The following is an 11,664-nucleotide window of genomic DNA, read 5'->3' as shown; positions in this document are numbered from 1 at the left end:
CGGGTTAGGGAGCCGAGGACCACCGAGATGCCGATGCCGACGAGCACGAACCGGGCGGCGTGCAGCCCGCGCCGCCAGGCGAGCAGATAGACGAGCAGCGCCGCCGCGAGACCGCCGACGACGGAGACGTAGGGGAGTACGGCGTAGGAGGTGACGCCGAACGTCATCGCCGCGACCGTCGCCGCGCCCGCCCCGTGCGTCACGCCGATGACGTCGGGGCTGGCCAGCGGATTGCGGGCGACGGTCTGGATCAGCGCGCCGGAGACCCCGAACGCCGCGCCCACCAGCAGTCCGGTCACCAGACGCGGCAACCTGAGCGTGCCGACGACCAGTTCGTCGGGGCTGGGCAGACCCAGCAGCACGCGGACGACCTCGCCCGGCGCGACGAACGACTCTCCGACGCACAGGGACGCGACGACGGTGGCCGCGAGCAGCGCGGTGAGGACGACGGCGACGAGGAGGCTCCTGCGGTGGAGCAGGAAGCTGCCCTTCCTGGCGCGCAGGACGGCATGCCCCGGAGGCCGGAGAGTGTCCTGGGTCATGCCGTCACCAGCTTCCTCCGCCGTACCAGGACCACCAGGAACGGCACCCCGGCCAACGCGGTCATCACGGCCACTGGCACCTCCGACGGCCGTACGACGACCCGCCCGAGGACGTCCGCGAGGAGCAGCATCACCGGCCCCAGCACGGCGGCCATGGGCAGCAGCCAGCGGTGCCCGGGGCCGACGAGGGCCCGGGCGATGTGCGGGACGGCGAGGCCGGTGAAGGCGATCGGGCCCGCGGCGGCCACCGCGACGCCGGTGAGCACGGTCGCGCCGAGGGCGCCGGTCGCGCGCAGCAGCGCCACGTTGCGGCCCAGCCCCCGCGCGATGTCCTCGCCGAGCGCGAGCGCGTCCAGCCCGCGGGCCATGGCCAGTACCAGCAGCAGCCCCGCGACCAGGAAGGGCCAGGTCTGCCCGACGATCGAGGCGTCCCGGCCGGCGATCGAGCCGACGTCCCAGAACCGGAACTCGTCCAGGGCACGGGCGTCGGTGGTGAGGATGCCGGTGACGACGGAGGCGAGGAAGGCGTTCATGGCGGCACCGGCGAGCGCGAGCTTGACCGGCGAGGCGCCCCCGCGTCCGCTACTGGCGACGACGTAGATGCACACCGCGGCGATGGCCGCGCCCGCGAAGGCGTACCAGACGTATCCGTTCAGCGTGTGCACCCCGAAGAAGGTGATGGCGCAGACGACGCCGAGCGAGGCGCCCTGGCTGATGCCGAGGATGCCGGGCTCGGCGATGGGGTTGCGGGTGATGCCCTGAAGAACCGTTCCGGCAACGCCGAGGGCGACCCCGACCAGCACACCGACGACCGTCCGCGGCACCCGCAGCGCCCGTACGACCTGGGCGTCGTCGCTCGTGCCGCCGTACAGCAGCGCGTCCCGGACCGCCGAGGGGGCGATCGCGCGGCTGCCGACCGCGAGGCTCAGCACCACGGCCAGCAGCAAGAGAAGAAGGGCGACGGCCATCCAGCCGACACGTCGGCTCGCGACTCCTGACATGCGCCCTTCCCGTATCCACTATCCATTAGCTAAGGATTGCCTAAGCGTACGTGGTGAGGAGAGCGCGTCCTTGGCCGACTGCTCGTGGGCCCATGGCACCGGGGCGCACCGGCACATGCGGATCGTGCGCGGCGACGGCGGTGATGCCTGGGCACGCGCCGGGCAGGAGCGCGCTCACCGCGACGACCGAGAGCACGGCGGGCCACTTCGCAGGCAGTTGCTGCCGGACTCGACGCGACCGTACGCAAGGCACGGCAGGGGCGTGCCCGTAGGCCGGCCTGGGCGTACCACTCACCGCGTGCTGTCCCGAGATGCGTTCGCGGGCGGTTCGGGTAACCAGTCGCGCGACGGGTCGTACTCCAGCCAACGGAGCCGGCCGGCTTGCGCGGCGCAGGCAGCGGTGAGACTGCTCAGTCCCGGGTGCCCGTTGTCGGTGCGCCACAGCAGTGACCAGGCGTACAGCGGGGTGGGGCCGACCAGCGGGACCGAGCGCAGCTCGGGGATGTCCGGCAGGGGTACGTCGGCGGGCAGCAGCGCGAAGCGTCGCGGATCCCGGGCCACTTCGGTGAGGAAGTGGGCGAGGCCCAGGTTGATGCTCGTGGCGCAGTCGTGGATGCCGAATCGGTCGGCGAACTGGTGGAGGAAGTCGAGCCGGTCCAGAGCACCGGGCGCCCACAACACGCTGCCGCGCAGCTGTTCCGGCCGGAGCACCGGCTCGGCCGCGAGCGGATGGTCGGCGCTGAGTACGGCGTCCACCGGTTCGAGGCGGACGAGACGGTGGGCCAGCCCGGTGTGCAGCGGGGGGTGAACCCGGCCGAAGGCGACGTCGATGTCACCGTGCAGAAGCGCCGCCGTCACCGACGGCAGGTCGCGCCCGTGTCCCAGCGCCAACTCCCCGGCTTCACCGGCGATCCGGGCCAGCGTCCGCATCGGCGCATAGAGGTGCCCCCAGACGTCCACGCGCAGCGGACGGTGTTCGCCGACCGCAGCGGCGACCGCGGCGTCGGCAGCGGTCAGGGCCTGCTTGGCCGGCAGGAGGAAACGTGCTCCGCTCTCGGTGAGGCGTACCCCGGTGCCGTGGCGGTGGAACAGCGGGGTGCCGAGCAGAGATTCCAGTCGCGCGATCCTCTTGGACAGTGCCTGCTGGGAGATGGCAAGGCCTCTGGCCGCCCGCCCGAAGTGCAGTTCCTCGGCCGCGCGTACGAAGGCACGTACCTGCGCCAGGTCGAGATCCACGGCTTCCACCTTAGGCGACAACCGAACGTTGTCGATCTCGCCTGATCGTTGTTGGATCACGGGGTGCACGCGGCGGTTGCATTCTCCGCATGCGAAGACTGATTCCCACGGGGGACGCGGCGCGTCCGGTCGCCTTCGCGGAAGTCCCCCAGCCCGTCCCGGAGCCCGATGAGGTACTGATCAAGGTCGAGGCGTTCGCGCCGAACCGGGGCGAGACCTTCCTCCTGGAACAGCCTCGGCCCGGCCTGCTGCCCGGCAAGGACATCGCGGGGCTCGTGGTGCAGGCCGCGGCCGACGGCTCGGGCCCCGGTGTCGGCACCCGCGTGGTCGGGCATACGGCGCACGGCGGATGGGCCGAGTACGCCACTGTGCCCACGCACTCCCTCGCGGTGCTGCCGAACGGCATCGACTGCGTACGGGCGGCGGCCCTGCCCTTGGCCGGGATCACCGCGCTGCGGCTGCTGCGTACAGTCGGTTCCCTGGCCGGCCGGCGGGTGCTGCTGACCGGCGCCTCGGGCGGGGTGGGCCACTACGTCACCGAGCTGGCCGTCGGGGCCGGAGCCGAGCTGGCCGCGGTGACGGCCACGCCGGTACGCGGCGAGCGGCTCGCCGAGCTGGGGGCGGAGGTGGTGCAAGAGGTTGCGGCGGCACGAGGACCGTTCGACGTCGTACTGGAGTCCACGGGCGGTCCGCATCTTCCGGTCGCCCTGTCCAAGGTGCGCCCGGGCGGCACACTCGTCTGGTTCGGCCAGGCGAGCCGCACCCCGGTGACCCTCGACTTCTTCGACCTCCTGGGTGGGCCCGAACGCGTCAGGATCCAGCACTTCCACTACGCCGGTGCGCCGTACGGCGCCGATCTCGCGACACTGGTGCGCCTCGTGGAACAAGGGCGGCTGCACCCGGAGACCGGGCGGATCGCCGACTGGACCCGGACCGCCGACACATTGGTCGACCTGCGGGAGCGCCGGATACGCGGCAAGGCCGTACTGACGACGGGAGAAGAACGATGACCGCTGCCGCCTTCACCGCCGCCCAGTGGACCCGCGCCACCGGAGCGGGCGTCGACCCCCACGAATACCGTCGGGTCACCGAGGGCCTCACCTCCGTCGCCGACTGGGGACCGTCCTTGCTGCGCACCGGACACGCCCACCTGGAGCGGGCGGAGAAGGCGGAGTCCTCCGTCTCCGCGGGTGAGCACCTGCTGATGGCGGCCCGGTGGTTCCACCTCGCCACGCTCACGCATGACGGAGAGGCACAGCGCGCCGCAGCCGAGGCGGACGACGCCCTGAACCGGTCCCTCACCCTGCTGGAGCCCGGTGCGCGGCGCGTGACCGGCGAGGGATTCACCGGCTGGCTGCGCGGCCCCACCGGCGCCCCCGGCACCGTGGTCGTCGTCCCCGGCCTGGACTCGGCCAAGGAGGAGTTCCTGGATCTGGCGTCCGCGCTGCTGGCCAGGGGCCTGGCGGTGTTCATCATGGACGGCCCCGGGCAGGGCGTGCTCGCCGCCACGACGACGCTCAGGCCGGACTACGAGCAGGTCGTGGGCCGGGTTGTCGACGCGCTCGGCATCACCCGCGTCGGCCTGGTCGGCCTCAGTCTGGGCGGCTACTTCGCGGCCCGCGCCGCGGCACTGGAGCCGCGCGTGGCCGCGGTGGCGACCGTCAGTGGCCCCTTCCGCCTCGACTGGGAGCAACTGCCCCCGCCCGTACGGGACATCATGGCCCGCCGCACCGGCGGAGACGCCGCCGCCCGCGACTTCGCCCGCCAGGTGGACCTCACCGCCCTGGCACCGCGCATCGCGGCACCGCTGCTGGTCGTGGACGGAGGCCAGGACGTCATCCCCGGCGTGACCAACGGCGAGCCGCTGGCCCGCACGGCACCCCATGGCACGTATCTCTCGGTTCCACACGGCGACCACCTCCTCGGCAACGCCCGCCCCGACTGGCTGCCCCACCTGGCCGATCACATGGCACACACCCTGAGGGGAGCACCGGCATGAACCGCTTCACCGGTAAGACCGTCCTCATCACCGGCGGCACCAGCGGAATGGGCCTGGCGACCGCACACCGCCTCATCGCCGAAGGCGCCCACGTCGTCGTCACCGGCCGCACCCGCGAACGGCTGGACGCCGCCGTCCGGCAACTCGGCAGCAACGCCTCGGGGGTCGTGGCCGATGCCGCCGACCTCGGCGCGGTGGACGCACTGATGAACACGGTCCGTGCCCGTCGCGGCCGCCTGGACAGCCTCTTCGTGAACGCGGGCACCGGGGTGTTCCTGCCGTTCGAGGACGTCACCGAGCCCGACTTCGACCACGGTGTCGACATCAACTTCAAGGGAGTGTTCTTCACCGTGCAGAGGGCACTGCCGCTCCTCGCGGACGGAGGCTCCGTCGTCATCAACGCGTCCTGGACCCTCCACCGAGGCAACAGTGTCCTCACCCTGTACTCGGCGACCAAGGCCGCTGTGCACAACCTGGCCCGAACACTCGCCGCCGCACTCGCCCCGCGAGGCATCCGGGTCAACTCCATCAGCCCCGGCTACATCGACACTCCGATGTACCCCTACGCCGCACTGAGCGCGCCGGAGGCGGAGGCGCTGACCGGACGGATCGTCGCCGGCCGCTTCGGACGCCCGGAAGAGGTCGCTGCCGCCGTGGCATTCCTCGCCTCCTCCGACGCGTCCTACGTCAACGGCCAGGACCTCGTCATCGACGGCGGCCTGGTGGGTGCCGTACCCACCTGACGACCGACACACAACAAACCCCCAGGTCGTGCTCCTCGACCATGGACGCGTGCGGCCTGACGGTCGAGCCGCCCCGGTGGCGAGCCCTGGCCGTCAAGGCGACCACCCGCCGTGAGGTCCGGCCGGTGCCTCCTCGTCGGGGCATGATCCGGCCCACCTCGACCGGCCTGCCGCTCCGGCTGCGGCTGGCTCCGGGGCAGGAACCGGCGGACTTGGCGCCGTTCGCTCCCGAGGGCGCGGAGTACGGGGTTTCAGGCGTGGAGCAGGAGGCTCAGCTCCTGCGGGAGCCCGAGGGGGCCGCCCGGTTTCGGCTGGAGTGCTTCGTCCAGTTCGAAGGCCCAGCGGTGGGACGGCGCGCAGCCGAACGTCTTCGTGGCGAGCGCCGGCAGGGACCGTGCGGCGGAGGCCGCGCTGTCCCACAGCAGGGCCAGGCCCTGCTGTTGACCGTGGTTGTCCGCTCTTACGGGCAGGGATTGGGCACGGCCCCGGACTGTGTGGTTCGGCACCACGGTAAAGCCGTGCGAGCACGGCGTGGCGCAGGGTGGTTCAAGCTTGCCGAACGGCGTTGTGTGCGCGACTGATTGGCGCACCCGACATCCGGACCAGGGGCAGAGCCAGAATGCGCCCGCGGTTCATTCGCCGGGCAGTGCTGACCCGGGGTGCTTTGGGCCTGCGGCATTGAACGGGCCCGGACGAACTACGGCGTCCGGGCCCGCGGGGCAGTGGCGAAGACCGGCTCAGAACAGGCCCTTGTACCCCTGCCAGCCGGTGGCGATCTTCGTACGGCCGCCGAAGGAGCCCTTGCCGTTGCCGTTGTTGCGCCAGACGGTGCCGGAGGTGTCGCGGCAGACGATGTCGGCTCTGCCGTCGCCGGTGATGTCGCCCACGCCCACGATCACGTTGTACGACGAACCCCAGTCGTTGAAGACCTTCACGCGGCTCTTGAACTTGCCGGTCGCGGTGCCGTCGTAGCGCCACAGCTCGTTCGACTTGTCCTGCGCCAGCAGGTCGCCGTAACCATCGCCGTTGAGGTCACCCGCGCCCACGATCTTCTTGTAACCCGTCCACTTGGACGCGATCTTCACCTTGGCGGAGAGCTTGCCCGTGCTCGTCGCCTTGTAGAGGTAGACGTCGCCGGTCGAGGACTGGCGGGCGATCAGGTCGGCCCGGCCGTCACCGCTGATGTCCCCGGGCGAGGTCAGCACGTCGTACTGGTTCCAGCCCGTGCCCAGCGAGGTGTACGCGGTGGAAGGCGTCACCGCCGCCCCGCACGCGGGCCGGTAGGCGCGCAACGCGCCGCTGCTGAACCGTACGAGCACGTCGTTGCACCGGTCCCCGCTCAGGTCGCCGAAGGGCACCACCTTCACCGTCGTCGGCCATCCGGAGCCCGTCCGCTTCCCGGTGAACGTTCCCTTCCCCGTCCCGTACTGGTACGTCAGCCCGCCCGAGCCGTTCAGCGTCATCAACTCGCCGAAGCCGTCCGACCCGACGAAGTCCCGCCACGCCGCTGCCGCGCCGGTGACCTTCACCGTCCCCGTCTTCGTCAGCGCCGCGCCCTGCCCGTCCGCGGGGGTGACCGTCAGCGTCCACGTGTAGGCGCCGTTGGGCACCAGCCGGCCGGAGCCGTCCTTGCCGTTCCACGCCGGAGTCACCACACCGCGCACCAGACCGCCCGAGAGGGTGCGGACGGCCGTACCGGCCTTGTTGTTGATCACGAGCTTCCAGGAGGCCGCGGGCTTGTTCAGCCACCACTTCGGGCTCCACTGCGCGGCGCCGCCCTTGACGTCCACCGAGGTGGCGACGGTGGCGTCGCGCTGGACGAGGGCGGAGACGGGGACGTCGCTGGAGGTCAGGCGGATGGTGTTGTCGGAGCGGAGCTGGGCGATCACGCCAGTGTACGGGTCGACGTCCCAGGCGTTGCCCTCGAACTTCCCGGCGGTGTGCGACACGGGCGTCCCGCTGCGCACGTCGATCACCTTGAGCTGCCCGGCCTCGACGGTCGCGACGAAGCCGTCGCCGAGCTGCGCCTGCTGCCAGTCGGAGCCCGACACGAGCGTCAGGTTCCGCTTGGTGACGGTGTCGTAGACGCCCTGGCCCTCCGAGTTGAGCACGCAGTTCCACAGCAGCCACCGGCCGACCGCCTGGAAGTCGTTCAGCAGGCAGCCGCGCCCGAACCACACGGATTCGCCCTGCTGCCCGGTCAGCAGGTCGACGGGGACCACGGTGTCGTTGCCGGACATCACCCACAGGGTGGTGCCCCATATCGCCCGCACGGTCTCCGTCGTCGTGTACACCGTGCGCCCGGTGTCGAGGTCGACGATCCGGGTCTCCGCCGCGCCAGTGCTGTCGTACGGCCTGGTCAGGGCGGCGAAACGGCCGCCCGCGGCGGTCGCGGTCTGGTAGCTGCGGGAGCTGTCGATCCGGGTGCCGGGCAGCGACTGGGTGGACCCGAGGAGCTGGGGCTGCTGGCCGGCGCTCGTGCCGTAGCCGGAGATGACCGTCCGGCCGTCGCCGGTGTCGAGGATGCGCGGGCGGCCCTCCGAGTAGTTCTCCAGCGCGATACGGCCGCGGGTGGTGCGAGCCCCTGCCGTGGGGGAGTCGGCCACGCCGGTCTCACGGGTGTGGAGATACGTCCAGTCACCCACGGGATCCTGCTCCATGGTGGTCAACCGCCCCTGGGCGAGGGTCAGTTGGGAGACGGTGTGAGCGGTCTGCCGGGGGTACGCGTCCGCGATCCGGCGCACGGTGACCCCGCCGCTCTCGGCGGCTTCGATGATGGAGACGCCCCAGTGGTCCGTGTCGGCGCCGCCCGCGACCAGGAGCCCGCCGTCCGGAGTCGGCATGGCCTGCCGTGACGTCCTGGCCAGCAGCGTCCGCGGCGCGGAGCCGTCGAGGGGGACGGCCTCGACCCGCGAGACCGCGCGGCTGGTGTCGTAGCGGCCCAGGGAGGAGTCGTACCGGGACACGATGACGGTGTCGCCGACCAGGCCCAGCACCTGCGCGATGTCGCCGACCGATACGGTCCGCACGGCGGCGGTCGGGTCCTGGCGGGAGGCGACGTGCAGGGTGCCGTCGTAGAACCACACCAGGTGGGTGGGGCTGAGCGCGACCAGGTAGTACCACGACCGCACGGTGTACGGCAGGGCGGTGAAACGCCCCTGCTCGACATCGAGCCACCCGGTGACCTCGTCGTCGCCCTTGCGGTAGCGCACCACCTGTCCGTGCGCGTCACCCAGCCCCGCGGCGGACCACAGGTAGACGCCGGAGGGGACGCCTTCCACCGTGCGATCGGTGACGGAGCCGTCGTCCTGAGCGTCCAGCAGATGCCACACGGAGTCGGCGCCCGGGGTTCCCGCTGTCGTGACGACCGTCGACCCGAGCGTGCTGAAGTACGAGTGCCCGTCGGGAAGCGCGACCGTACTGACCTGACCGGACGCCATGTTACGCAGCGTCACGGTCCTGGCGGAGCTGTCGTAGCGGGCCACGACGTCCGAGCCCGCGCCGGCACTCGTGACGCCGTACGCGTCCGTGCCCGAGGCGTCGACGACCGTGTCGACACCGTCGTACGTCGTCCACAGCTGGCCACGCCCCTCCTCGTACCGGAGGAACCCCGAGGGCCCCGCGCTCAGCAGACCCGTCCGGGGAACCATGGACGTGGTGGCCGGCACGACCACCTCTCCGGTGACCGTCTCCCCATGCGCACTGCCGGCCGTCAGCGGGCCGAGCCCGAGGGCGAGCGTGAAGGAAACAGCGGCGGCGGTGGCGCCTCGTACGAGCGCACGTCTGCCCATGCAGGACCTCTCCGGGGACGGTAGGCGAAGGCTTGGAGAGACATGTGCGTACGCCGTCGAGCCGCGGGTCATGGACCCGCGGCACATATGACGTCCGGATACCCCCCAGGCAAGTGGCCGGATCCTAGCATTTTGCCTGCACATGACCTCTGGGGCGGGATGGGGAGCAGCGGCAGTGACCGATCACCGCGCACAACGAAAAGGCCCAGGTCTCCAGCGCCCCTCCCCGAAAGGGCGCCATACGTCAATCTGGTACATGAACTACTCCTGGTACATGTCCATGAAGCGCACGAACGTCTACGCCGACCCGGAAGACCTGGCGATCATCAAGGAGGCGGCCAAGCGTCGGGGCATAAGCGAGGCCGAGATCATCCGCCAGGGCATCCACCTCGCCGCGATGGCGAACCGCGTCTGGGACGAGCCGCTCTTCTCGCGCACCTTCGAGGGACCGGGACGGACGCCGTCCAAGGCGGAGGTCCGTGAGGCGGTCGCCGACGCGGTCCGCCGCGAGACGGGTCCCGGAACTGCCGCGTGATCATCGTCATTGCGGACACGTCCGGTCTCCTGGCCGCTCTCGACTCGACGCATCCAGAACACGGGGCTGCGAATGAGGCGATCATGGCGGCCGGTCTCCTGGTCATGTCCCACTTCTGCTGGCGGAACTCGACCACGTCGTCACACGCGAACTCGGGCGCGAAGCCGCCGTCAGCGCGGTCGGCGATCTCCGCCGCTGGATGAGCCGGGGCCGTGTCGTCATGCCGGAGATCACAGAGGACCACCTGGGCGCCGCTCAGTCCGTCCGTGTCCGCTACGCAGCGTTGGACCTGGACCTCGCCGATGCGGTGAACGTGGCGCTGGCTGCGGACTACGACACCGACGCGATCCTCGCCCTCGACCGGCGCGACTTCCGGGCCGTGCGCCCGCTGGGCCGCCACAAGGCGTTCCGGGTACTGCCCGACGATCTGCCACTTTGACGCGAGCGTCCTGGTGCTGAAGTCCCAGTCATAGAAGGGACTTGGGCAGTCGTCGCCTTCAGGCGAAGGGGCACGTGACTCGGCCTCGCCGAGGAACAGCAGGCTGAGGGCTCGGATAGGCGAACGCTTGCGTCGTGGCATCCGCCAAGCACTCGCGCCCTCCCCGTGCCCCAATCTTCGGGTGCTCGACAGGTCTGCGTCTGGGGAGATTCTCCGGCAACACAAAACCTCAGGCCACTGACCTGGGGTTTCATTCTGGAGCGGGTGACGAGAATCGAACTCGCGCTCTCAGCTTGGGAAGCGATGACGCTTGGGCGGCAACAAGGCTGCTGACCTGCGCCTACACCGTCTCCAGCGCAGCGTTCAGGGTTCGTTTCGCGCCGCTGTTGACCGTGGTTATCCGGTCTTACGGGCACGCTATGGGCACGAGTCCGTACGGCCAACCTTATGGAGGCTCGGCAGGGACTTCGGGGACGGCCAGCTTCTGCGCGTGGCGGGGTGCCGACGCATGGGCTTGCAGTCGCACAGCGATGACCCGGTCGGCGCGAGCGTCGTGCACAGCGCCTTCGTCAGGCTTCCTGACCAGCACGGTCTCCGCGCAATGAGGCCCGCCTAATGCGTGGACCTGCGAATGTTGGTGCCGTATTCTTCTATGTACATCACCAACATTGCGTGGGAGGTGCCACATGTCTGTGACCCAGATCGACATCGACGACGACGCCCTGGAACGCGCTATGGCCTTGTCCAAGGTCAGGACCAAGAAGGAGGCGGTCAATCTCGCCCTGCACTTCTACGCTGAGCAGCAGGAGCGTGCGGCGCGCATCAGCCGTCACTTCGAGCGCGCGCGAGAGTGGGGTGCCGTCGAGGACGCTGAGCGGTTGCATCGGGCGGAGAAGCACAGCCGGTGATCTACCTGCTCGACACGTCCGGCTTGGTCCGGCTGCTCCGCGACCCGCAACTGCAATCAGCCTGGTACGACGCGATCGATGCCGGGGCCATTGCATCCTGCTACGCGCAGCGGGCCGAGTTCCTGTACAGCGCCCGAAGCAGTCGTGAGTACGACGAGATCGCGGAAATGTTCACCGACCTCTACCCCGACGTCTCGGTACCGAAGAACGCAGGGCGCTGGATCAGCTCCGTGCAACACCGTATGGCCCAGGCCGGGGAGCATCGCAGTGCCTCGGCCGTGGATCTCATCATCGCCGCTACAGCGGCTCACCACGGCCTGGCTGTCCTCCACGACGACGCCGACTACCGCGCCGTCGCCCGGCACGCATCCGACCTGATCGAGCACAACATCCACGACGTTGCCTGACGCGTTTCCGCCGCCGACGTCAGGGGGTCTGTCCAGTGACCGTACAGACCCCGTCAGGGCGGT

The 11,664-nt window shown here is 70.5% G+C and carries 11 protein-coding genes and 2 pseudogenes; 8 read left to right on the top strand and 5 right to left on the bottom strand.

Annotated features, from left to right (window positions below):
* The 3 genes from ACTWQJ_RS07470 to ACTWQJ_RS07460 all read right to left on the bottom strand — a co-directional run.
* A partial coding sequence (locus ACTWQJ_RS07470) for an iron chelate uptake ABC transporter family permease subunit (protein ID WP_443305827.1) occupies positions 1-542 on the bottom strand: 542 nt, incomplete at its 3' end.
* Complete coding sequence (locus ACTWQJ_RS07465) at positions 539-1,543, bottom strand: FecCD family ABC transporter permease (protein ID WP_443305826.1); 1,005 nt, start codon at positions 1,541-1,543, stop codon at positions 539-541. The genes ACTWQJ_RS07465 and ACTWQJ_RS07470, both read right to left, overlap by 4 nt.
* 291 nt (positions 1,544-1,834) lie before the next feature.
* Positions 1,835-2,779, bottom strand: coding sequence for a LysR family transcriptional regulator (locus tag ACTWQJ_RS07460; protein ID WP_443305825.1), 945 nt, complete (start codon positions 2,777-2,779; stop codon positions 1,835-1,837).
* 89 nt (positions 2,780-2,868) lie between these two features.
* On the opposite strand from ACTWQJ_RS07460, the gene ACTWQJ_RS07455 reads away from it, so the two are divergent.
* The 4 genes and pseudogenes from ACTWQJ_RS07455 to ACTWQJ_RS07440 all read left to right on the top strand — a co-directional run.
* The gene (locus ACTWQJ_RS07455) at positions 2,869-3,789 is read left to right on the top strand and encodes a zinc-binding dehydrogenase (RefSeq protein ID WP_443305824.1); all 921 of its coding nucleotides are present in this window, start codon (positions 2,869-2,871) and stop codon (positions 3,787-3,789) included.
* A complete protein-coding gene (locus ACTWQJ_RS07450) occupies positions 3,786-4,778 on the top strand; it encodes an alpha/beta hydrolase family protein (RefSeq protein ID WP_443305823.1) in 993 nt (330 codons plus the stop codon). The genes ACTWQJ_RS07455 and ACTWQJ_RS07450 overlap by 4 nt, the downstream gene beginning before the upstream one ends.
* Positions 4,775-5,521, top strand: coding sequence for an SDR family oxidoreductase (locus tag ACTWQJ_RS07445; protein WP_443305822.1), 747 nt, complete (start codon positions 4,775-4,777; stop codon positions 5,519-5,521). The genes ACTWQJ_RS07450 and ACTWQJ_RS07445 overlap by 4 nt, the downstream gene beginning before the upstream one ends.
* Positions 5,522-5,547: 26 nt before the next feature.
* Positions 5,548-5,748 (top strand): annotated as a pseudogene (locus ACTWQJ_RS07440) (FtsK/SpoIIIE domain-containing protein); the annotation flags it as partial.
* 24 nt (positions 5,749-5,772) lie between these two features.
* Here ACTWQJ_RS07440 and ACTWQJ_RS07435 read toward each other — a convergent pair.
* Both ACTWQJ_RS07435 and ACTWQJ_RS07430 read right to left on the bottom strand, forming a co-directional pair.
* On the bottom strand, positions 5,773-6,027 hold the full coding sequence (locus tag ACTWQJ_RS07435) for a hypothetical protein (RefSeq protein WP_443305821.1): 255 nt from the start codon (positions 6,025-6,027) through the stop codon (positions 5,773-5,775).
* A gap of 231 nt (positions 6,028-6,258) precedes the next feature.
* Complete coding sequence (locus tag ACTWQJ_RS07430; protein ID WP_443305820.1) at positions 6,259-9,312, bottom strand: FG-GAP-like repeat-containing protein; 3,054 nt, start codon at positions 9,310-9,312, stop codon at positions 6,259-6,261.
* Positions 9,313-9,586: 274 nt separating this feature from the next.
* Between ACTWQJ_RS07430 and ACTWQJ_RS07425 the strand changes: the two genes are divergently transcribed.
* The 4 genes and pseudogenes from ACTWQJ_RS07425 (at position 9,587) to ACTWQJ_RS07410 (ending at position 11,601) form a co-directional block, all read left to right on the top strand.
* Positions 9,587-9,847 carry a CopG family transcriptional regulator gene (locus ACTWQJ_RS07425; protein ID WP_443305828.1) on the top strand — a complete coding sequence of 87 codons (261 nt, stop codon included), beginning with the start codon at positions 9,587-9,589 and terminating at the stop codon, positions 9,845-9,847.
* Positions 9,844-10,286 (top strand): annotated as a pseudogene (locus ACTWQJ_RS07420) (PIN domain-containing protein). The gene ACTWQJ_RS07425 and the pseudogene ACTWQJ_RS07420 overlap by 4 nt, the downstream one beginning before the upstream one ends.
* 686 nt (positions 10,287-10,972) lie before the next feature.
* Entirely contained in the window at positions 10,973-11,194 is a 222-nt protein-coding gene (locus ACTWQJ_RS07415) for a type II toxin-antitoxin system VapB family antitoxin (RefSeq protein ID WP_172629543.1), read from the top strand.
* Complete coding sequence (locus tag ACTWQJ_RS07410; protein ID WP_443305819.1) at positions 11,191-11,601, top strand: PIN domain-containing protein; 411 nt, start codon at positions 11,191-11,193, stop codon at positions 11,599-11,601. The genes ACTWQJ_RS07415 and ACTWQJ_RS07410 overlap by 4 nt, the downstream gene beginning before the upstream one ends.
* Positions 11,602-11,664: the final 63 nt, after the last annotated feature.

Source organism: Streptomyces sp. KR55 (assembly GCF_052245645.1).
GTDB lineage: Bacteria > Actinomycetota > Actinomycetes > Streptomycetales > Streptomycetaceae > Streptomyces > Streptomyces flavusporus.
This window is presented reverse-complemented; position numbering and strand designations above follow the sequence as displayed.